This window comes from Paraburkholderia sp. GAS334 (genome assembly GCF_050436625.1).
In the GTDB taxonomy this organism is placed as follows: Bacteria; Pseudomonadota; Gammaproteobacteria; order Burkholderiales; family Burkholderiaceae; genus Paraburkholderia.
The window spans coordinates 25,404-46,748 of the sequence record NZ_JBNDMO010000034.1 but is presented as its reverse complement, the minus strand read 5'-3'; the positions used below and the strand labels follow the sequence as shown (position 1 = coordinate 46,748).

The 21,345-nt window shown below is 61.7% G+C and carries 15 protein-coding genes and 5 pseudogenes; 13 read left to right on the top strand and 7 right to left on the bottom strand.

From position 1 onward, the window contains the following. The 4 genes from P3T21_RS33375 to P3T21_RS33360 all read left to right on the top strand — a co-directional run. Window positions 1-984: amidase (locus P3T21_RS33375; RefSeq protein WP_429260198.1), on the top strand; the 984-nt coding region annotated here is incomplete at its 5' end. Window positions 985-1,364: 380 nt separating this feature from the next. After that, window positions 1,365-1,727 (top strand): hypothetical protein, encoded by a 363-nt coding sequence (locus P3T21_RS33370; RefSeq protein ID WP_429260197.1) that lies wholly within the window; start codon window positions 1,365-1,367, stop codon window positions 1,725-1,727. A 47-nt stretch (window positions 1,728-1,774) separates the two neighbouring features. Further along, a complete protein-coding gene (locus tag P3T21_RS33365) occupies window positions 1,775-2,017 on the top strand; it encodes a hypothetical protein (RefSeq protein ID WP_429260196.1) in 243 nt (80 codons plus the stop codon). Then, on the top strand, window positions 2,014-2,310 hold the full coding sequence (locus tag P3T21_RS33360) for an H-NS histone family protein (protein WP_429260195.1): 297 nt from the start codon (window positions 2,014-2,016) through the stop codon (window positions 2,308-2,310). Before P3T21_RS33365 ends, P3T21_RS33360 begins: the two co-directional genes overlap by 4 nt. A gap of 467 nt (window positions 2,311-2,777) precedes the next feature. On the opposite strand, the gene P3T21_RS33355 is transcribed toward P3T21_RS33360, so the two are convergent. Together P3T21_RS33355 and P3T21_RS33350 are read right to left on the bottom strand one after the other, a co-directional pair. Beyond that, window positions 2,778-4,223, bottom strand: a complete 1,446-nt coding sequence (locus P3T21_RS33355) for an IS1182 family transposase (protein ID WP_429260194.1) — start codon at window positions 4,221-4,223, stop codon at window positions 2,778-2,780. Between the two features lie 498 nt (window positions 4,224-4,721). Beyond that, window positions 4,722-4,964: pseudogene (locus P3T21_RS33350) on the bottom strand (alpha-L-rhamnosidase C-terminal domain-containing protein); the annotation flags it as partial. Window positions 4,965-5,382: 418 nt separating this feature from the next. Here P3T21_RS33350 and P3T21_RS33345 point away from each other — a divergent pair. The 6 genes from P3T21_RS33345 (at window position 5,383) to P3T21_RS33320 (ending at window position 13,503) form a co-directional block, all read left to right on the top strand. Further along, a complete protein-coding gene (locus P3T21_RS33345) occupies window positions 5,383-5,964 on the top strand; it encodes a UxaA family hydrolase (protein ID WP_429260193.1) in 582 nt (193 codons plus the stop codon). Continuing rightward, window positions 5,958-6,689: a hypothetical protein gene (locus P3T21_RS33340; RefSeq protein ID WP_429260192.1), complete on the top strand. Its 732-nt coding sequence runs from the start codon at window positions 5,958-5,960 to the stop codon at window positions 6,687-6,689. Before P3T21_RS33345 ends, P3T21_RS33340 begins: the two co-directional genes overlap by 7 nt. 485 nt (window positions 6,690-7,174) lie before the next feature. After that, window positions 7,175-8,458, top strand: a complete 1,284-nt coding sequence (locus tag P3T21_RS33335; RefSeq protein ID WP_429260191.1) for an ATP-grasp domain-containing protein — start codon at window positions 7,175-7,177, stop codon at window positions 8,456-8,458. 10 nt (window positions 8,459-8,468) lie between these two features. Next, window positions 8,469-11,168, top strand: coding sequence for a CoA-binding protein (locus P3T21_RS33330; RefSeq protein ID WP_429260190.1), 2,700 nt, complete (start codon window positions 8,469-8,471; stop codon window positions 11,166-11,168). A 207-nt stretch (window positions 11,169-11,375) separates the two neighbouring features. Continuing rightward, a complete protein-coding gene (locus P3T21_RS33325) occupies window positions 11,376-12,674 on the top strand; it encodes an MFS transporter (RefSeq protein ID WP_429260189.1) in 1,299 nt (432 codons plus the stop codon). Window positions 12,675-12,720: 46 nt separating this feature from the next. After that, window positions 12,721-13,503, top strand: a complete 783-nt coding sequence (locus tag P3T21_RS33320; protein WP_429260188.1) for a substrate-binding domain-containing protein — start codon at window positions 12,721-12,723, stop codon at window positions 13,501-13,503. 61 nt (window positions 13,504-13,564) lie between these two features. Here P3T21_RS33320 and dctA read toward each other — a convergent pair whose 3' ends face one another. The 4 genes and pseudogenes from dctA to P3T21_RS33300 form a co-directional block, all read right to left on the bottom strand. Beyond that, window positions 13,565-14,866, bottom strand: coding sequence for a C4-dicarboxylate transporter DctA (gene dctA, locus P3T21_RS33315; RefSeq protein WP_429260187.1), 1,302 nt, complete (start codon window positions 14,864-14,866; stop codon window positions 13,565-13,567). Beyond that, complete coding sequence (locus tag P3T21_RS33310; RefSeq protein ID WP_429260186.1) at window positions 14,863-15,795, bottom strand: LysR family transcriptional regulator; 933 nt, start codon at window positions 15,793-15,795, stop codon at window positions 14,863-14,865. The genes dctA and P3T21_RS33310 overlap by 4 nt, the downstream gene beginning before the upstream one ends. Window positions 15,796-15,962: 167 nt before the next feature. Continuing rightward, window positions 15,963-16,322: pseudogene (locus tag P3T21_RS33305) on the bottom strand (alpha/beta fold hydrolase); the annotation flags it as partial. A 150-nt stretch (window positions 16,323-16,472) separates the two neighbouring features. After that, entirely contained in the window at window positions 16,473-18,725 is a 2,253-nt protein-coding gene (locus tag P3T21_RS33300; RefSeq protein ID WP_429260185.1) for a WD40 repeat domain-containing protein, read from the bottom strand. A gap of 158 nt (window positions 18,726-18,883) precedes the next feature. On the opposite strand from P3T21_RS33300, the pseudogene P3T21_RS33295 reads away from it, so the two are divergent. Both P3T21_RS33295 and P3T21_RS33290 read left to right on the top strand, forming a co-directional pair. Further along, a pseudogene (locus P3T21_RS33295) lies at window positions 18,884-19,419 on the top strand (transposase); the annotation flags it as partial. Window positions 19,420-19,723: 304 nt separating this feature from the next. Then, window positions 19,724-20,277 (top strand): annotated as a pseudogene (locus P3T21_RS33290) (tyrosine-type recombinase/integrase). Here the strand turns inward: P3T21_RS33290 and P3T21_RS33285 are convergent. After that, on the bottom strand, window positions 20,261-21,067 hold the full coding sequence (locus P3T21_RS33285; protein WP_429260184.1) for an IS5 family transposase: 807 nt from the start codon (window positions 21,065-21,067) through the stop codon (window positions 20,261-20,263). The pseudogene P3T21_RS33290 and the gene P3T21_RS33285 sit on opposite strands and share 17 nt — an antisense overlap. Window positions 21,068-21,109: 42 nt before the next feature. Between P3T21_RS33285 and P3T21_RS33280 the strand changes: the two are divergent. Then, window positions 21,110-21,199 (top strand): annotated as a pseudogene (locus P3T21_RS33280) (integrase); the annotation flags it as partial. Window positions 21,200-21,345: the final 146 nt, after the last annotated feature.

The window sequence follows — 21,345 nt, the reverse complement described above, 5'->3', positions numbered from 1 at the left end:
AACAATCCATGGGATCTCGAGCGTACACCGGGTGGTTCAAGCGGCGGTGAGTCGGCAGCGATTGCAGCCGGTATGTCACCGCTCGGGCTGGGTACCGATCTCGCCATCTCGGTGCGTGGGCCGGCGGCGCAAACGGGCATCGTTTCCCTCAAGGCTACGCACGGACGCGTGCCAATGACGGGCATCTGGCCGCGTGCACCGCGCCGCTTCTGGCATGTGGGTCCGATGGCGCGCAGCATCCGCGACCTTGCGCTCGCCTTCTCGCAATTGTCGGGTCCTGACGGACACGACGCCTTCGCGAGTAGCACGGTCCCGTTCGATGCAGGCCTCGGTCACCCGACGGATCGGCAATTAAGGATAGGCTGGATGGTCGAGCCAGGATTCGGGCCGGTCAATCCCGAAGTCGCCGCCACTGTTAGAGCGGCCGCCGAGGCGCTCAGTGGCGTAGGCTGTTTCGTGGAACCCGTCCGCATTCCCGAGCTTGAGCGCGACTTCGCTCTCGATGTGTTCAACCGTCTGCACGTCATGGAATTGAAGCCGGCCTTTGAGCAGGCCACGGTCGGGCGCAGTCAGGACGAAATCTACAAGATGGCGAAGACAATGCTGTCACTGCCCGATACTTCCATGAAGGACTATATCGATGCGGAACAGGCTGCTGAACGTCTGCGAGACGGCTACGCCGAATACTTCAGGAAGTACGACGCATTGATCACGCACGTGCTGCCAATCCCGGCCCACAAACATGGCGTGGACACGTTCACCGTCAACGGTCAGACCGTCGACGCGACGTATCTCCAGGGCGCAACTGTTCCGCTTAACGTGACCGGCTTGCCCGGCATTTCGATGCGATTTGGTACAAGCAAAGAGGGTCTACCGATCAACGTTCAGATCGTTGGCAGCTGGCATGCAGAGTCGACCATCCTCCATGTCGCGTCATTGCTTGAGTCTGTGAGCCCCGTGCGCAACCAGCATCCGAAGATCTGATGCGGTTGGCGGTTTGGTTTTGTCGCGCCAGACTAGTCCGCGAGTTGGGCGCACACGAGCACCTTAACCTCGGCGACCGCTTGCTGTCTGACAACGGTCGCTCGCATGGTGGCGGCTTACCAAGTTCGGATGTCCGCTCATGGCCGGCTTGTGCCTGTCGACGATCGGCGGCACACGATTCGATTGATGCCGATGCTACGAATACGGTGCGTTTGTCGCAGAATCACTGGAGGTTCGCTACACAGTCACGGATTGCCTCTGCGAATTGGAGGTCGGCCCTTCAGGCTCTCCGGTCGACGGGACGTCCATGGCTTGGTTCTCCATTGATGCTCTTCTACAATTGACGCGGGGACACAACCTGCGTCAGATGGACTATCACGATGAGCCGGCCGTTGAATCTGGATTTGCGCGCTCGCGCGGAACTGCTTACCTATCTGGTTGCCTCGCACCTGCTGACACGCGAGATGACCGGTGAGTGGCTTTCCGTAGAGCACGTCGTTGAATCCACCAAACTGTGGCTCTCGTCAAACGGGGGCGGTGCCGACCTGATGCAGCGTGCGCACCTGGCAAGCCAGGCGCTGGATATTGCAAAGCGCATCGCACTCACGTCAGCAACCCGGTTTGATTCCAGAACCGTTACCGGCATGTTCTGCGAGAACCTGCGCCTGGACTTTCGTTCGGCTGCTGTGAGGGAGACCTACCAGACGTGCCTGAACCGGCTGGTCAGTCAAAGATGGTATTAGTTGCAGGCACCGCGACAATTCAGGTGCGGTCCACGTCCGAGGAAACGATGACCGATAACGTTGAGGTCAATGTTGTGCCGGGTGGTCAGTCGGGCGGCTCGCTTGATGCGGCATGCGCCCATGTCCTCCAGGTCACCCACGCACGGTGCGCTGCGGTCATCGTGCTTGACGGTGAAGCCGGCTCCGGTTACTCGGTCAAGGGGCCGCTTGACGCACAGGTTATGCTACCCGACATCCTGGAGCAGATGGCACAGACATTACGCCTGCAGCTTGCCAGAAATCTGAATTGAGCATGCGCGAGAGTACGTATCTTGAGCTGAGGGCCAAGCTCGCCATCCTTGATGGGAAGATTCAGCGCGACAGGGCTGCCGAACGGGCTGCAGCGATCGAGCGGATCCGCAAACTCATGCGCGAATACGCCGTCTCGCCTGACGAAGTCGTGACCCGACGGCGCGGGCGTCCGCCTGTGTCGCCGCGCTATAGAAATCCTGCAACCGGGCAAACCTGGACGGGATGGGGCAAACGACCCGACCGGCTCGATGGAAAGGATTCACGCGAGTTCCGCGTCGCAAGAAGCACCTGACCCACAAGGACCCGGAAGAAGCTGCGTCTCAAACTGCGGAACGGTCGCGTTGTGTGCGGCAAGTGCAAAGAAGTCGCAATGTTCCATATCGACCCGTTGCCGACATTCGACCCGGTACGGCTACGGCGGCAGCTTCCAAAGTACAACGGCCGTTCAGTCGGACACATCGGTTGGCTGGAGGTCGGCCACAGCGGTCGTTGGTCCCTCAGGGCTTCAATGGCCGGTGTGGGTTCCTCAGCTGACGATGGGCGACCAGTTCGGGCGAACGGCCGCTTTGACCGTCGCCGAGCGGCAGTGCACGACCCAGGCTGTGTGGAAACCCGATGGAATTAAAACGCGACGCATGACCGGCGCTTCCGCCGGCGCGTTTGGCTGGCTTTGCGGCCATCACAGCGACGACGAGAAGGTGAGCCTCTCCCATCGTTCCCGAAGAGTTTAAGGGCTTTGTTTCAGGACCTACGGGGTGCTTACGCACCCACCCGCCGCATTGCCTTCATCGTCTTCTTGAAGCCTAGGATTCTCAGCACTCGAGTAAGATTGTAGGCGAGCACGTTCAAACTCATCTCGGTACCTACGTTGGGCAACCTGCGCGTCAGGAAGTGCGTGTAGCCCATCCAATGCTTGAACGTTCCAAAGACATGTTCGACGGTTCGACGGCGCACGGTCATCGCATCAGGCGTCTTGTCCAGCCGACGTTGAACTGCCTCCAGCACCGACTCATGCTCCCATCGACTTATCCGTCGTTCGCCGCTGGGCGTGCACTGTGACTTTATTTTGCATTGCGAACAGGCGCTACTCCAGTATCGGTGTAGCTGCATCCCGTGTTCCTCGCTGGTGTAACGGTAAATGGCTCGTTCTCCAGCTGGGCATTGGTATTCGTCGTCCCGCGCAATGTAGATGAAGTCTGCCTTGTCGAATCGGCCATGGTATTTCGCACCTGATGTTGTCGGCTTCGGTAGCATGACCGCAATGCCCGCATCGGCGCACTCCTTGATCTGAGGCCCAGTGTAGTAGCCACGATCGGCGACGGCCCGCAGTCTGGTCTTACCCATCGCGTCGCGCGCAGCTTTTGCCATGGGGCTAAGCTGCGCCCGGTCACTGCCAGAGTTCGTGACCTCGTGAGCCACGATGAGGTGGTGTTTGGCGTCAACAGCCACCTGCACGTTATAGCCCACCATTCCCGAGCCTTTGCCGCTCGTCGCCATGGAGCGAGCGTCGGGATCAGTCATCGAGAGTTGGCCATCAGGCTGCGTCTTGAGTTGCTCCTTGATCTGATCGAGATTTCGCATCTGCTCGCGTAAGCGCGCGATCTTGTCCTGCAATCGAGTGGTCTTCGCTTCCAGCTCAGCGGGTTGCGTACGATCGGCAGTTTCCAGCGCGTTCAGATACCGCTGGATGCTCTCCTCGATCTGCTTCTGCCGCTTGTCGACCTTACCCTCTGTGAAGTTGCGATCGCGCGTATTGACTGCCTTGAACTTGCTGCCGTCAATGGCCACCAGTGCTTGCGAGAACAGCTTCAGTTCACGGCACAGCATCACGAAGCGGCGACACACGTTGCGAATGCCGGTGCCGTTGTCACGACGAAAGTCCGCTATCGTCTTGAAGTCCGGCGCCAGACGACCCGTGAGCCACATCAGTTCAACATTGCGTTGACACTCCCGTTCCAGGCGACGGCTCGATTGGACCCGGTTCAGATAGCCGTAGATATAGATCTTCAGCAGCACTGCTGGATGATAGGACGGGCGACCTGTAGTCGACGGCATCGCGCCATCGAAGCCTAGTGACCCAAGGTCAAGCTCTTCAACGAATGCCTCGATGATCCTGACCGGATTGTCCTCGGCGACGAAATCATCGAGGCATTCTGGAAGCAGCGTCACCTGCTTGCGGTCTTCACCTTCTATGAATCGCTTCATCCGGTCACCCATGCTGAATGAGTTAATCCAGTCTAGGTGATCGGCGTGTTTTCACACAAGCTCGACCCGAAGCTGTCGTCTCGGCGTGATTTTCCAACGTCCGCGATTTGCTCAACAGCCGTCATTCGAAAATCTTCATCCGGCGTCCTGTGGACAAAGCCGCCACGACCATCATCCCGCCCGCGAGGCTGTGCGTTTGTCCCTGAACACGTTCCGCCTGAAGCCAAAGCGTCGAGCCGCAGCCTGCCGCCCCGTCTACCCTTCAAATCGTAAATTCAGGGCCGACCAGACGCTCCAGCAGTGCGCTGGAGCGCTCAAGGGGTCGCTATGGCCCATCACCTTGACTGCCGCAGGCCGACCATCAGCTTCCGATCTCCATTTCGTACGAGCCGGCAGCGATGCCGTCGATATAACGATAGCCGAAGCCATCGCTGCCCGAGGTCTTCGGGTCCAGCACGGAAGCCGGTGCGGTTGCGACCACTCTTCCGTTGACCTTGACTGCGCGTCGCCGGTCACGGGCACCGCAATCGTTCCGGAGGTACCGTTCGGCACAAACACATTCATCGCGAAAGTCCGATTCGAACGGACGCCCCACTTCACCGAGATGTTGCCGTAGGGAATGGGGGCCCGGCCCACTGCCGGTTTGTGGTTTAGCGAGCCACTGCTTGAAATCCGGGGACACAGAACGAATGCCAAGCACGTATCGGGATAATGCCGACATCGGGCCTGATGCCCAGCCATGCGCGAGACTCGTCTGTGTCTGTGTGCTGACCGGTATGCCGCTCGCGTTCAATGCTTCCCGCGTTTCGCCCGTAGAGTAATCGCCATCGACATTCACGTTGCCCCAAAGCGGTGAGATCAGATTGATCGCGCCTTGGACTAACTAACCTAAGTAGGGATAGTCCTTAAAGAAAACCTGCCTGTGTGAAAGCTAGCAGAAGGATTTGGCACACTACGATCGTAGCGTCGATACGGAAGTGGCGGCAGAGCGCGGTTGCGCGCCGCGCATGAAAAGGTGATCCGCTACGGCGCACCAATTGAACACGTGAACGTCGGCATCGAGACGGGCGAGCACATGCACGCAACCCCGAAAGCGACTGTCTTCGCGCCTATACGCGCAACGGAGGCCACAGCTATGTCGTGCGCTGAGGGATCGATCATGAATCGACCTGTTACGGATCAACCGATGCTGAGCGGCTATCCGCGCGGCGACGGGCGCAAGGGTATCCGCAATGTCGTCGCGGTCGCATATCTCGTCGAATGTGCACGCCACGTCGCGCGTGAAATCGTCGCGCAGTTCAAGCCGCTCTTCGGCGACGCGGACTTCGACGTGGCGAACGCGCACCATGCGGCGCCCGAAGTGCATCTGATCGGCTTTCCGGGATGCTATCCGAACCGCTACGCCGAGAAGATGATGGAACGCATCGCGACGCATCCAAACGTCGGCGCGGTGCTGTTCGTGTCGCTCGGCTGCGAGAGCATGGACAAGCACTATCTGGCGGATGTCGTGCGTGCGAGCGGGCGTCCGGTAGACGTGCTGACGATTCAGGAAAGAGGTGGCACGTGCAGCACGATCCAGCAAGGCGTCGAGTGGATTCACCATGTGCGCGAGTTGTTGCGCGAGAAGCCCACCGTGCCAATGCGCCTCGACGAACTGATCACAGGTGCGATCTGCGGTGGCTCGAACGGCACAAGCCGCATTGCCGCCAACGGGCTGTGGACCGCGCGCTCGTCATGCTGATCGCGGAGGGTGCCGCATGCGTGTTCGATAGAACGGCGGCGTGCGAATACGAAATAAAGTCGTGCGAGGCGCGCCCCGAACTGGCCGATGCGATCATCCACTGCCTTGCTAAGGCGACCCGCTACTCCAGGACGGTCGGGCGCGGCGGTTTCGCGGTCGGTAACGCGGGAGGCGGACTGATGATGCAGGAGAAGAAATCGCTCGACGCCTGTGCGAACAGCGACGCGTTGCCGGACGTCGGCATCGTCAAACCGGGCGACATTCTGCTGACGGGTGGCCTGTATCTGCTCGAATGTGGTGCCGGACGGCGAGCCACCTTCGGTTTGCCGAAAATCAGCGATAACGCGGAGATCCGCGAGCTAATCGCCTGCGGTTGCCACGGGATCCTGTTCACGACTGGACGCGCGCCGGTGGTCGGCTCCGCGATCTCACCCGTCATCACTGTGTGTGCGCATCCGACGATGTTCCGTAATCTGTGCGGTGACATGGACGTCGACGTCGTGCATGTTCTTGAGGGCTGCAGCACGCTCGATCAGATTGGCCGCGGGTTGTTCAGTCTGACGGTGGCCGTCGCGAACGGCACGCGTTCGAAGTCGGAGATGCTTGAGCATCGGGAGTTCATCACGAGCTGTAACTCCTTCGAGCCGATCGGGCCGGCGTGCCTGCCGGCCAGTGCCCACGACGAAATGTTGCATAAAAAGTCACTCGGACTCATGGCTGCGTGAACTGACCGTATCTGTCCGCGAGGCGGCTTGCTGCGGCATCGGTGCACGGATGCCGATGTGAATGGTCCTGGAAGTGCATTGATAACGTTTGAACATCAATGCTTCAAAAAATTGCACTTATCGCGTAGTTCCTTTTGCGTGAGTATCTGCAATCAAGATACCAGAGAGATTGGAACGACAGTCGAACGCATCGGAGACAAGCACATGCACACCCGGACGCCGCCCTTTCCACACGTCGCAGCCTGCAAGGCAGCCCACATCCCTCCTTGCATGGCGGGCGGTGCGGTTTCGCGATCAAGTCAGTCTTCGCGCATCGGATTTCGTAGAGCGCACCCGAGCGCCGCTTAGAGCGTGCGCCAACGACCGCGCATCTGTTCTGCGCACATACGGTGCCCGATCAATGGCCCGGCCGGCGGTTTGCCAATACCGGCGCCACACGACCCGTTTTCCTTTTCATATCGCAATGAACTTCAGGAGACATTTCCATGCAAATCACCGGTATGTTGCACGGCGCCCGCCTGTTGCAATTCGTCGGATTCCCGGCCAGCGAGATCCTGGACCCGAGCGCCAGCGAGGAGGAAATCAAGGCCTTGATCGATCGTCATGGTCAGATTTTTATCAAGCCCGTCTTCAAGGGCGGAGTCGGAAAGAAGGGGAAGGCGGGCTTGCTGGGCCGCGCGACCGACCTCAAGACAGCGTTGTCCGAAAAGGAGCGGTTGTACTTCGCCAAGCATGCCGTCGGCCACCTGAAAGCGAAGGCGAATGGCGTGACGTTCGAAGCTGGCGTCCCGGCCAAACACGAGGTCTACTTCTCGATCACCGATTCCACCCGCTTTCGTGCACCAACCATGACGCTCTCGCACATGGGTGGCATGGAAATCGAAGAGGTCGACCCGAAGCACGTGGCGATGGTGCCATTCGACGCGTTGACCGGCTTGAAGGCGTTCGTCGTCGCCAATGCGCTGAGTGAGATCGGCGCGCCGAAGGAGATCATCTCGCCGCTCGTTCAGCAGTTGCCGAAACTTTGGGAGCTATTTCACGACTTCGGCATGACCACGCTGGAGTTGAATCCGATTCGCATGCGCGAAGACAGGAAGGGGCGCCTCACACCGGTTGCCTGTGACTTCAAGTGCGGCTTCGATCGCGATGATCCGCGCTGGGCGCGTCTCGGGCTGCCGCCTCATCTGTTCGCAGCGGACTACTCCGATTTCGAGCAGGAGATCAACCAGCTGCGCACCCACCAGGGGCAGAGCGATGTGTATGTGATCAACGAGAGGGGAACGATCCTCGCCCCCACGTTCGGCGGAGGCGCCAACTCGCTCGTGACCGAAATGCTGGGCGATGCGGCGATCATCTCGTCGGATTTCGGCGGCAATCCACCTTATGCAAAGATGAAGGAAGTGGCTCGTATCTGCTTCAGGCACTGGCTCAAGCAGGCGAATGTGCTTTTCATCATCGGCGGCAAGTCCAACAACACCGACATCTTCGAGACGCTGCGAGCGATGGCCGACGCGCTTCGCGAACACTTCAGCGAGCACGGCCCGACACCGCTCTATGTCGTGCTGGGCCGGGGAGGCCCGAACCTCGTACGAGGCATGGCCGCGCTGAGAGACACATGCGATTCGCTCGGTCTGCCTTACCGGCTGTTCGGATTCGACTCCGACATCAGCGAAGTCATCCAGTACGCGAGGCAGGCAGACGCATGGATGCAGGCCGGCGGCCGTGCCGAGGTTGCAGCCCAAATCGGCGCTGAAACGGCTCAGGCTTAAGGAGATCGACATGTACAAGCAAGGCAGCAACCAGTTCAAGTATTTCGTCGGTGTCAACTCGCTCGCGCAGATCGCCACGCGCGACGACCGCGTGTGCGTCCTCAACATCCTGGGCGGCGAATCCTCGGACGTGACGCCCATCAGTCATGCATTCTCCGGCGGCAATGTCGTGTTCGGCACGGCGCCGGGCAAGGGCGGGCAAGTGCTAGCCACATCGATCGGCGATATCCCCGTCTACAACAACGTTCGCGAGGGTCTGGAAGCGGGACACCGGTTCAACTGCGGGGTGGTCTACCTGCCGCCATCGGCGGCCCGCGACGGTGTCGCCGAACTGATTCGGGTCAATCCTGATCTTCGAAAGATATTCATCATCACCGAAAAGATTGCCGTACACGACGCCCGCGAAATCCGCGCGATGGGGCAGCAAGCGGGCATCGACATCTTTGGGGCGAACGGGCTCGGCGTCGCCGACTCGTGGAATCGCGTGAGAATCGGCGGAGCGCTTGGCGGCGACAATCCGGACGATTCGTTGCGCAGGGGCTCGATCGCGATCTTCTCCAACTCGGGCGGCTTCAGCACGACGATCGCGCAGTATCTGCGCATGAGTGGCTGGGGCACGTCGACGGTCATCTCCAGCGGCAAGGACGTCTACATCCACTACGCCGCGCCGGAATTCGCCTTCGCGCTCGCGAACGACGCGCGCAGCAAGGCCGCTGTGCTCTATTGCGAACCGGGCGGCTACTACGAAGCCGACGCGGCCTTCACGAAGCCAGTCGTCGCGTGCGTGGTGGGGCGATGGAAAAGCCAGCTGACGCGGGCAGTCGGCCACGCCGGAGCGATGGCGGGCGGCGCCGACGACGCGCAAGCCAAGGAACGCTGGTTCATGGAGAAGTTCTGCGTGGATCGCCTCTTTACGCCCGACGATCCCTGCTGCTCGGACAAAGGCGCCGTGGTCACGAACATCGCGCATATCCCGGCCGCCCTGACTGCCGTGATGCGCGCCAACGCAACGATGCCCGACTTCGCGCCGGAGGGCAGTCTCGCGCTCAAGCCGTGGTTCGGTTCCGACCAGGACATCGCCCTTCCCTCCGGCCTTGCGATTCCGGTGGTAGAAGCTGTCGCGCCGTACAACGAACAGATCTTCCAGGTCAATCGCCAGGTCGGCGCGATTGCGCCCCGTCAGGCGCTAAAGGACGCATCGAGTGCGTCGCAGATGGACGCGAAGACGCAGGTAAGCAGTCTGCACGGAACCTCGATGCTGGATGCCGCGACGCGTTCGCTTGAAGCAAACGTAAGCCTCGCCCTGCTGCATGAATTCGGCGGCGAGAACGACGAGAAGCTCATCAATGTCGCGATCGCCGCATCAGTCAATCTGCACGGAACACCGGAGCTCGCCGCGGCGCAGGCCGCTCGCGAGGCCGGCAACGCGCCGAACGCAATTCTGGCGGCTGCCGCTTCGATCGTCGGGCCGAATCGTCAGCGCGCGGCGCGGGACGCCGCGAAATGGCTGATCGATCGCTTCGCTGCTGCCAACCTTGCCAACCCGCTTGATGAAACCTTCGACATCAGCCGGATCGACGCGAGCGGGTCGGAGCGGCTATTTACGGGCTCCCATGACCCGCGCGCCGAGGCGATGCTCGCAGGACTCGCCGAGCGTGGCGCCAGGTCGGCTTTCATCCGCTGGATCACGTCCCGACCCGCTCACCCTACGGCGGACGCGGTGCTGGCCGCGATCACCGCGACGCTGGCGTGGGGACCGCTCATGCGCAAACGCATCTCGCGCGTGACTGCCGAGAGCCTGCCCTGGTGGACCATGCTGTTCGGAACGCTGATCGGCGCTTCTGCGGATGCATCGCGACACAGTCCAGATGGCTTCTGTGGCTTCGCAACAGACGAACTCCTGAACGAACGCAGCCTTACCGAGATCTGCTTTGCCGCGCTGCTCAACCTCAAGCCTGCCCCTGACGACCTGTTCGCCTTCAAGACGCTCGTCGGCCTGCTGCTCACCAACGGTCCGGGTGCAATCTCGGCGCAGGGGGCGAAGGGCGCGGTATCAGCCGACGGTCCGGAAAGTCCCGAGCGCGTGCAACTCAACAAGGCGCTCGTCGGCTTTCTTTCGCATACAGGCTACACGCATGGCGGCAACGGGTATGAGGGCATCGCATTTCTGATTGAGGCCTTCCGGGATAGCGGGCTCGACGATCCGTCGAACCCCGGCCATGGTGTGGATCTGCGGTCGCTTGCCGAGCGCTCCGTGGAGCGGTATGCGCAGTACAAGGCACGGCAGAAAAATGCAGGCAGCCTCGACATAGCGAAGCTTCCGGGCGTGAATCATCCGGTCTTCAAGGACAGGCCAATCAACCACGACCCGCGCGAGGTGTTCATCGCGGATCTGTGCGAGAAGCGTGGGGAATACAACGTGTTCCATGCGTGGTATCGCTCGCTCGTGCAGGCGTTGTTCGATGCGGGCGTCTCCCGCAACGTCTATTGCGTCAATGTCGATGCGGTGATCGCTGCCCTGCTGCTCAAGATGCTGTGGCAGCCGCTGCGAAGCGGAGAATTCAGCGAGTCCGACCTGGAAACCGCCGCGTTCACGATCTTCCTTTATCCCCGGATGCTCGGCTGCGCGGCGGAAATCGACGATCACCTCAACCGCGGGCGCAACATGGACACACGCACGCCAGCGTCTGAGTGCCGCTTCGTGGCCTGATCGTTCGCCTTGCCGGCTGCGGGGTGAGCCAGCCGCGTCGCTGCTGCACCGAGCAGCTTCGGCGGGCTTTCCTCGCACCCATTGATAACCACCGAACATCAATCGTTCAGAAAATTGCACTTATCGTTTCGCGGCGTCCAGGCCAATATTCCAGAAAACCACAATCCGCCGGATCGTCGCGAATTCAAAATTTCAGGAGACACCTTGATGCAACCCTCCGCCACCACCCTGTCCCCCGGGCACTCCAGGAGCGCCGCCGTTTTCCGCGTGACAGCCGGCAACTTCCTGGAGCAGTTCGACTTTTTCCTGTTCGGCTTTTATGCGACGCAGATCGCCGCTGTCTTCTTCCCGGCGGCCAGCGAGTTCGCATCACTGATGATGACCTTCGCGGTCTTCGGCGCCGGCTTCCTGATGCGGCCTCTCGGCGCGGTCATTCTTGGCGCCTACATCGACGACGTCGGCCGCCGCAAGGGTCTGATCGTTACCCTGTCAATCATGGCGAGCGGCACCATCCTGATCGCCTTCGTGCCGGGTTACGCGACGATCGGCCTCTTCGCTCCGGCCCTTGTCCTGATCGGCCGTCTGCTGCAGGGCTTTTCCGCGGGCGCCGAACTGGGCGGCGTATCGGTTTATCTCGCCGAAATGGCTACGCCGGGAAAAAAGGGCTTCTTTACCAGCTGGCAGTCCGCGAGCCAGCAGGTGGCGATCGTTGTCGCAGCCGGCCTCGGTTTTGCGCTCAATCAATGGCTGGACGCGGCGGCAATCGCCGCGTGGGGATGGCGGGTGCCGTTCTTCGTCGGCTGCATGATCGTGCCATTCATCTTTATGCTGCGGCGTAATCTCGAGGAAACGCAGGAGTTCAAGAAGCGCCAGCACCGCCCGACCATGAACGAGGTCTTCCGCACGCTCGTGCAGAACTGGAATATCGTGATCGCCGGCGTGATGCTGGTGGCGATGACCACTACGAGCTTTTACCTGATCACGGTGTATGCGCCGACATTCGGCAAGACCGTTCTGCATCTGAGCACGGCGGACAGTCTGCTGGTCACGTTGTGCGTCGGTGTGTCCAATTTTATCTGGCTGCCGATCGGCGGTGCGTTGTCGGACAGGATCGGACGCCGTCCTCTTCTGCTCGCGATGACGGTCCTTACCATCGCAACCGCGTACCCCGCGCTCTCGCTGCTCGCCCACGCGCCGAGCTTCGTCAACATGCTGCTGGTGCTTCTCTGGCTCTCGTTCATGTATGGCATGTACAACGGCGCGATGGTCGTCTCGCTCACGGAAGTGATGCCGGTCGAGGTCCGGGTCGCCGGATTCTCGCTGGCCTACAGCCTCGCGACAGCGGTCTTCGGCGGATTCACTCCTGCAATCTCGACAGCGCTCATTCATGCAACGGGCGACAAGGCCGCGCCGGGCTACTGGATGAGCTTCGCCGCTGTGTGTGCGCTCGGCGCGACAATTGTTCTGTACCGGCGCCGTCCTCTCACCTTGCACCCAGCCTCATGAAGCAACCCTCCGTTTATTTATAAATCAGACTGACGCGCTTATACCGATGAAATCCTTCCTGCTGAAAATCTGCTCCGCCGCTCTGCTCGCGAGCACGGTCGCTGCGGCAAACGTACAAGCGGCCGAGCTGCATGTCATGAGTTCGGGCGGCTTCACTGCCGCGTACAAAGTGCTCGGCCCCAAATTCGCGGCGTCGACCGGCAATACCCTCGACACCACGCTGGGGCCGTCGATGGGCAAATCGCCTGAGGCCATTCCCAATCGGCTCGAGCGCGGCGAGCCCGCCGACGTGTTGATCATGGTCGGCTACGCGCTCGACGATCTGATCAAGCAAGGCAAGGTCATTCCCGGCTCGCGCGTCGAGCTTGCCGATTCGCGCATCGGCATGGTCGTGCGCGACGGCGCGCCGAAACCGGACATTGGATCTGTCGAGGCGCTCAAGCAGACCTTGCTGCATGCCAGATCTATTGCCTACTCGGACAGCGCGAGCGGCGTGTATATCGAGCGTGAGCTGTTCAAGCAGCTCGGAATCGAGGATCAGGTGAAGTCCAAAGCGAAGATGATTCCCAGGATTCCGGTGGCTTCCGTCGTTGCAAGCGGCGACTATGAAGTCGGGTTCCAGCAGGTGAGCGAATTGCTTCCGGTGCAGGGTGCCACCTTTGTCGGAAAGATTCCGGAGTCGCTGCAATCGGTCACGCGCTATGCCGCAGGGATTCCCGTTGGCGCACAACATCCGAAGGAAGCGAAGGCCCTGCTCGACTATCTTGCATCACCCGCGGTGCAGCCCGAAGTGACATCGACCGGAATGGACTCCGTCACATCGCATTGACGCGAACGCAACAAATGTAATGATCGAGCCGACGGCCCTCGCCCGCTGGCTCGGCGTCAATTCAGCCCGGCATGTCCGCGGGCCGATCTAAAGAATGACTCGGCTCGTGTGCAAAGCGCAATGAGTTCTTCAGTTGCACACGGTCGCACGAACGCTCCCACATCGATACGAAAATTACCGCGCAGGCGTTGCTGATCACGCTCGTCAACGCGCGGGCCTCGGACATGAAGCGATCGATGCCGACCAGTAGCGCCACACCGGCGAGTGGCAAATCGGGAATCACTGCCAGCGTCGCAACGAGCGCAACCAGTCCGCTACCCGATACGCCCGCCGCGCCCTTCGACGTGAGCAGCATGACGGCTAGCATTGTCGCGATCTGCGCGCCCGACAGCGGCACATCGCACGCCTGGGCAATTAACATCGATGCAAGCGTCAGATAGATCGCCGTTCCGTCGAGGTTGAACGAATATCCGGCAGGGAGCACCAGTCCCACGATTCCCTTGTCGCAACCGAGCGCTTCGAGCTTGACGATGAGGCGCGGCAGCACCGGTTCGGTCGACGATGTCGCGAGCACGATCACAAGTTCTTCGCGCATGTAGCGCAGGAGCCGCCAGAGCGAGAAACCGTGCAGGCGTGCCAGCGGACCGAGAACGAATACGACGAACAGTAGACAGGCGACATAGAACGACACCATCAGCATGCCGAGCGAGCCGATCGAGCGGATGCCGAAACGGCCCACCGTGAAGGCCATTGCACCGAATGCGCCGAGCGGTGCGAGCCGCATGATCCTCGCGAGAATGCCGAACAGCACGTGGGCCACGCCGTCGATGAACTCACGCACCCGCCGCCCAGCGCTTGCGCTGGCGTTCAGCGCGAAACCGAACAGCAGCGCGAGCAGCAACACCGGCAATACCTCGCCCTTGTCGAATGCGCCGAGGAGTGTCTCCGGGATCACATGGAGCGTGAATTCCACGAGTCCGTGCGGCTGCGTCTGCGTGGCGTATTGCGCGAGAATTCTGGCGTCAAGATGACGCGCGTCGATGTGCAGTCCCGCGCCCGGATGCAGCGCAAACGCTGTGGCGAGTCCGAGAGCGAGCGCGACAGCAGTGAGGAAATAGAACAGCGCCAGTGCCTTCAGGATCGTGCGCCCGATCCTCGCGCCGCTCGCGAGCGAGGTAATGCCGGTGACGATCGTACAGAAGACGATCGGTGCGATCATCATGCGCACCAGCGCGACGAATGCGTCGCTCAGTGGTTTCAGCGATGCGCCGGCCTGCGGCCAGAAATGGCCGATGGCCACGCCGAACCCCATACCCAGCAGCACCTGAACGTAAAGCAGCCCGAACGGCCTTGCCACCTTCATTTCGGCGCCTTCTTTCTCACGGCACCCGTGCCGCTGCTGCGCTTCGAGTCGATGATCGTCTGATAAAACTCTTGCGCGGCCGGCGTAAGCTGACGCCCCCGCCGACTGACGATGCCCACGCGCCTCGTCACGACCGGATCGACGAGCGGCACGCTGGTCAGAATCGGATGTTCCCGCACGGGCATGGCCATCGAAGGTACAGCGGCAACGCCGAGTCCGGCTTCAACGAGGCCAAGCATGGTGGTGACATGACGAGTCTCGCAGACGCTTGGCACCCGCGGCGCCACGGCGGCGAGCGCCTGATCGAGCAGCAAGCGGTTGCCTGAAGTTTTGTCCACTGACACATATTCGTGTTCATAGAGCTCGCTCCAGGACACGCGCTTCTTGCGAGCAAGCGGATGATCCCTACGGCACGCAGCAACAAACCTCTCCTGCAGCAGGACCTTGAACTCGACCTCAGCCTCCTGGCTGCCCATGAAGCTGACGCCGAAATCGGCTTCACCGCTGATGACCGCGCCGAGAACCTCGTTGGCGCTGGCGTCCAGCAGTTTGACCCTGATCCGCGGATAGCGGCTGCGATAGTTCGCGATGACACTCGGCAGGAAATAGTAGGCAACCGACGGTACGCACGCGATGGTCACATGGCCCAGGCGGCTGGAGGAAACATCGCGAATACCAAGCAGCGCAGCATCGAGGTCATCGAGCAGTTGTTCAGCGCTTGGGGCGAATACGCGTCCTACAGTGGTGAGCGTGACGCTGCGGGTGGTTCGCTCGAAAAGGCGCACGCCGAGCGCCTCCTCTAGCTTGTCGATGCGGCGGCTCAGCGCCGGTTGCGAAATGTTGACCGCGTCAGCAGCCTTGCGGAAGCTCCCCAACTCCACGACTGCTCGAAACGCCTGCAAATCATTCAGGTCGAAGTTGACGCCCACTGCCATCCTCCGCGTTGTAGAGCCCCTATTTTGCGTGATGCGGGCGAAAGCGCCTATCGAGGACAACACTCGGTAATTCAGCCCGCGAGGGATAGAACCGAAGTGAGGAGCGAGGGGCCGGTTTCTTCGTGTCAGCGGTCATTCATGTCCGAGACGCGGGCGTCTCTTCATGGCCGACTACAGCCTGTCCGCAAGCGTCCTCCCTGGAAGTCCGCGAAGAACCATAAAGTAGCTGCCAGGAAGTTTCGCCTCGGTACGGTAGCGGGACAGAAAGCCGTTTGAACGCTCAGCGATTCGTCGGCACCGCCACCAGTCCGTCCCTCGAGCAGCGCCTTGTGAGACGCGTCCGGGTCCTGCATCTGCGGCGCGTGCCCGAATCCCGCGAACTCGACGAGCGTCGCATGCGGAATCGCCTTCGCGGCCGCGCGGCCCAGCACCGGGTAATGGCCGAGCTTCGCGCGCACCTCGGGCGGCGCCGCATCCTTGCCGATCGCGGTGGTGTCCTTCTGACCGATGGCCATGCTGGTGAATTCCTTCTGGACGACGATTCGCACGACGGCGAAGCGAGCAATTGCGACTCATGTGGCGGTCCGGTCACGCTCGCAAGGGATGGCGGTGTGCGGCCGTCCCTCGAGCAGGAAGTAGAGCGCGGCAGCTCGCCCCGTCGGGTCGGCAAGTTACGATCCGCATACGTTTTCGGCCAGGCGCCCGCGCACGAGAGGAAGGGCAGCTTCATCACCGATTGTAATCAGGTTTGCTCCCGCGAGCTTTTCGTTACACACCGCTTTAGCCAGGCTCCGACCTCGATTCTGCATGAGCCATCGGATCGGCCACACCCGCGCCGTATGATCCGCGGACGCGGTCACCACCCGCTGGCCGTCCGGGCTGAAGGCGGCGGAGCTCACCGGTCCCTGGTGCCCGGTCAGCTGCGCGATCACCAGACCCGTCCCCGTGTCCCACACCCGCGCAGTCTGGTCCACAGACGCGGTCACTACCCGCTGGCCGTCCGGGCTGAAGGCGGCGGAAAAGACTGCGCCCTGATGCCCGCTGAACTGAGCGATCTGTTTGCCCGTGGCCGCGTCCCACACCCGCGCGGTCCTATCCGCGGACGCGGTCACCACCCGCCGGTCGTCCGGGCTGAACGCGGCGAAAAAAACCGCCCCTTGATGCCCGATGAGCTGGGCGATCTGTTTGCCCGTGGCCGCGTCCCACACCCGCGCGGTCTGATCCTCAGAGGTGGTCACCACCCACTGGCCGTCCGGGCTGAAGGCGGCCGAATCAACCAGCCCCTGATGTCCGCTGAGCAGCAACACCTGTTCGCCCGTGGCCGCGTCCCACACCCGCGCGGTCTCATCCCAGGACGCGGTCACCACCCGCTGGCCGTCCGGGCTGAAAGCGACGGAATCAACCGGTCCCTGATGCCCGCTGAGCAGCAACACCTGTTTGCCCGCGGCCGCGTCCCACACCCGCGCGGTTCCGTCGGCGGACGCGGTCACGACCCGCCGGCTGTCCGGGCTGAAGGCGGCGGAAAAAACTTCCCCCTGATGCCCGCTGATCTGCGCAATCTGTTTGCCCGTGGCCACGTCCCACACCCGCGCGGTGCCATCACGGGACGCAGTCACCACCCGCTGGCCGTCCGGGCTGAAGGCGGCGGAATAAACCCACCCCTTATGCCCGCTGAGCAGCAAGATGCCCATCGCCGCGTCCCACGCGCGTGCGGTCCTATCACGGGACACAGTCACAAGCCGCTGACCGTCCAGGCTAAAGGCGGCGGCGTTCACCGGCCCCTGGTGTCCGGTGAGCTGCGCGATCTCCTGGCCGGTCGTCGCATCCCACACCCGCGCGGTCTTGTCATCGGACGCGGTCACCACGCGCCGGCCGTCCGGACTGAAGACGGCGGTGCTCACCGGTCCCTGATGCCCCGTGAGCTGCGCGATGACCTGGCCGGTCGCCGCATCCCATACCCGCACGGTCTTGTCATCGGACGCGGTCACCACGCGCTGGCCGTCCGGGCTGAAGGCGGCGGAGAAAACCGGTCCCCGATGCCCCGCGATTCGCGCGATGACCTGGCCGGTCGCCGCATCCCACACTCGCGCAGTCTTGTCATCGGACGCGGTGAGCACGCGCTGGCCATCCGGGCTGAAGGCGGCGGAGCTCACCAGTTCGTGATGCCCGGTGAGCTGCGCGATCAGCTGGCCGGTCGCTGAATCCCACACCCGCGCGGTCCTGTCCGCGGACGCGGTCACCACGCGCCGGCCGTCCGGGCTGAAGGCGGCGGAGAAAACCGGTCCCCGATGCCCCGTGAGTCGCGCGATGACCTGGCCCGTCGCCGCGTCCCACACCCGCGCGGTCCTGTCCGCGGACGCGGTCGCCACGCGCCGGCCGTCCGGGCTGAAGGCGGCGGAATAAACCCAATCCTGATGCCCGCTGAGCTGCACGATCTGTTTGCCCGAGGGCACGTCCCACACCCGCGCGGTCCTGTCCGCGGACGCGGTCACCACGCGTCGGCCGTCCGGGCTGAAGGCGGCGGAATAAACCAGATCCTGATGCCCGCTGAACTGCACGATCTGTTTGCCCGTAGGCACGTCCCACACCCGCGCGGTCCTATCCCAGGACGCGGTCACCACCCGCTTACCGTCCGGGCTAAAGACGGCGGAATCAACCGCATCCTGATGCCCGCTGAGCAACGCAATTTGCATTGATGCTTGCGCGCCACGCATAAGCTCCGGCTCTGCGGCTACCGATCCTGGCGAGAGCCAACTCTTCCCCATCGCCAGTATCGCGAAGCGCATCGCGCGGTCATAGATTTCCGCGTCGTTCGCCGTCGTCGCGGCCGATGCCAACACAACGGAAGTCTGGCGTGCGGCCGCCCGAGTCCGGTGAATGATCCACCCCCCTGCCACTATCACAATGAACAGGATTAAGCCCATCAGTACCTGGATGCGTCGCTGCGCGCCCCGTGCGTGTCTGCTCGTCCCTGGCATGGGCTTGCCCCTCAACGATTTGTTGCAACTACAAGTTCTGCGCGGTCGCGGCCAACAGGAATTCGCCGTACCTAACACTGAGTTCGGTGCGAATCTTGACTCCGCCGCACACCAAGGCATGCGATGACGCAGGCATCGCCGCGATGGTGCCGAAATCGCTGACATCTGGCGCGAGGGCCGAAGGGTGGTTCGGCCGGACTGACTTCGCCTATATCGCTAACGATGACCAGTATCGCTGTCCGGCGGGCAGCGGGCGATTTACCGGTTTAGTTCGGTTGAGCGCCACAATCCGATGACCCTGCGCACCTCGTGGAGCAGGGCCTGCCCGAATTGCCCGATCAAAAGCCAATCGCCATCTGATTACAGGCGTATCCGGCGATGGGAGCACGAATCGGTGCTTGAGGCAATGCAGTCAATGCTGGATTGCCAACTCAATGCAATGACGATACGACGCCGTACAGTCGGGCACGTGTTCGGCACGCTCAAGCACTGGATGGGTTCGACCCACTTCCAGACGCACAGGCTGGGTCACGTCGCGACCGAAATGAGTTTGCATGTCCTGGCATACAACCTCAAGCGCGTCATCACGATTCTCGGGTTCGTCAAGGCGATGCGGGCAATCAAGTTGGACGGCGCGTGAACTCGCGTGCCGACCTTGCTCCCCGGCATCACACAATCCGGTCAGCCGCCCGCGTCGAGGTGCAACGCAACTGCCCTTCCAACGGTGCTTTTCCGGTCGTCAGTTCTGCACGTCTTTACACGTGCCTCGGCCGGTGAGCGACGCCTGCGAGCGTCTCCGATCGTTTAGGGTTGTTCGATGCCTGCCATCGTCCGCAGGAATGTGACTGCGCCACCGCGCGTTGGTGGCAGGCGTCGAACAACCCTAAACGGACAGCGACCAACGCAGCACACAATCAGTCTCCCTTCATCGAAAGGAGATTGACATGGAAACGCTAAATTGCTCCGTTGGTCGGCGGGTGCCGTGGAACAAGGGCAGGTTGACCGGTCACAAACCTCCACTGAAATTGCGGGAGATCTGGGGAATTCGGACGCGGCTGCAGATGTCGTCGAACGTTCGTGAGCTGGCAATGTTCAACCTGGCGATCGACAGCAAGCTTCGAGCGTGCGATCTGACGCGATTGCAAGTGCAGGACATTAGCGTGGGAGGCCACGTGGTCTCTCGGGCAACGTTCATGCAGCACGACCGGTACAGTTCGAGATCACGGAACAGACACGTCTGAGCGTCGCGGCCTGGATTTCGGCGCGAGGACTGAAGCCCGCCGACTATCTGTTCCCGAGCCGGTTGCGTGGCTCGCCACATCTGTCGACACGCCAGTACGCTCGGATTGTTCACCGTTGGGTCGGATCGATTGGACTCGATGATGCTGCGTACGGGACTCACACGATGCGCCGTACCAAAGCTTCTTTGATTTATCGGCGCACAAAAAATCTGCGCGCAGTTCAGCTCCTCTTAGAGGGTGTTAGGAACTTTTGTTAAGGGCTGCAAAGTGGACGAGCATAAGTACGGAGAATACGACGAAGTGCAGGCCAGCCAAGGTTTCGGGCAATCGCTCGTAGTCTCTGGCCAGTCGGCGGAAGCGGTTGAGCCAGCCGAAGCTGCGCTCGACCACCCAGCGGCGCGGCAACAGCACGAAGCCCTTTTTCGCCTCCGGCAGTTTGATCACCTGAAGGTCGATCCCTTCGTCGAGTGCCGCCTGCGCAGGCTCTTCGCCGGTATATCCCTGATCGGCGAACGCCACCTTGACCGTCTGGCCCGTGGCCTGCTGAACCTGACGCGCCAGTTCTCCGACCTGCGCGCGTTCCTGTTCGTTGGCTGGCGTAACATGCACAGCAAGCAACTGCCCCAAGGTATCAACCGCCATGTGGACCTTGCTGCCGCGTTTGCGTTTGTAGCCGTCGTAACCGGCGCGAGGCCCGCTCTCGCAGGTCGACTGTATCGTGCGGCCATCGAGGATGATCGCACTGGGCTGTCCCTGACGGCCCTGTGCCACGCGTATCACCGAGCGAAGGTCGCTCACCATGCTCTCAAAGCAGCCAGCCTGCAACCAGCGTTGCGTCTGCTGGTAGACCAGTTCCCACGGTGGAAAATCATTGGGCAACAAACGCCACGGCGCACCCGCGCGTACGATCCAGCGCAACGCGTTGAACATCTCGCGCAGTTCGTAGCGGCGCTGCGGTGCGTCTTTGTTCATCAAGGTCAGGTACGGAGCGGCAAAGTACCACTCTTCATCCGATACATCCGTTGGGTATGGCCTGCGCTTTTTCATTCCGCCAGGATACCAGGTCCGACACAAAGTGCCTAACACCCTCTAGGCCATACAAAACTCGAAAGCACCGTGCGATACCTTGGGATCGAAGTCGACGATGCCCTCGAGATGGCGGAGCAAACCGAGGTCTGAACGCAAATGGTCGGCGAGCGGGCGCTTGCCGGCCAGGAACGGTCAGTCGCGAATGACTCCCCATAGCCGACGTTCGCCCTGGGAGATCGGCTCGTCTTTCAGTGCAGGCGCTGCATGACCAAGCGCTAATCGTCTCAGATTTGAGG

Excerpts from the sequence above, each read along its gene's own strand:
- P3T21_RS33370 (WP_429260197.1), top strand. The coding sequence starts at position 1,365 with ATGAGCCGGCCGTTGAATCTGGATTTGCGCGCTCGCGCGGAACTGCTT.
- P3T21_RS33365 (WP_429260196.1), top strand. The coding sequence starts at position 1,775 with ATGACCGATAACGTTGAGGTCAATGTTGTGCCGGGTGGTCAGTCGGGC.
- P3T21_RS33355 (WP_429260194.1), bottom strand. The coding sequence starts at position 4,223 with ATGAAGCGATTCATAGAAGGTGAAGACCGCAAGCAGGTGACGCTGCTT.
- P3T21_RS33345 (WP_429260193.1), top strand. The coding sequence starts at position 5,383 with ATGAATCGACCTGTTACGGATCAACCGATGCTGAGCGGCTATCCGCGC.
- P3T21_RS33340 (WP_429260192.1), top strand. The coding sequence starts at position 5,958 with ATGCTGATCGCGGAGGGTGCCGCATGCGTGTTCGATAGAACGGCGGCG.
- P3T21_RS33335 (WP_429260191.1), top strand. The coding sequence starts at position 7,175 with ATGCAAATCACCGGTATGTTGCACGGCGCCCGCCTGTTGCAATTCGTC.
- P3T21_RS33330 (WP_429260190.1), top strand. The coding sequence starts at position 8,469 with ATGTACAAGCAAGGCAGCAACCAGTTCAAGTATTTCGTCGGTGTCAAC.
- P3T21_RS33325 (WP_429260189.1), top strand. The coding sequence starts at position 11,376 with ATGCAACCCTCCGCCACCACCCTGTCCCCCGGGCACTCCAGGAGCGCC.
- P3T21_RS33320 (WP_429260188.1), top strand. The coding sequence starts at position 12,721 with ATGAAATCCTTCCTGCTGAAAATCTGCTCCGCCGCTCTGCTCGCGAGC.
- dctA (WP_429260187.1), bottom strand. The coding sequence starts at position 14,866 with ATGAAGGTGGCAAGGCCGTTCGGGCTGCTTTACGTTCAGGTGCTGCTG.
- P3T21_RS33300 (WP_429260185.1), bottom strand. The coding sequence starts at position 18,725 with ATGGGCTTAATCCTGTTCATTGTGATAGTGGCAGGGGGGTGGATCATT.
- P3T21_RS33285 (WP_429260184.1), bottom strand. The coding sequence starts at position 21,067 with ATGAAAAAGCGCAGGCCATACCCAACGGATGTATCGGATGAAGAGTGG.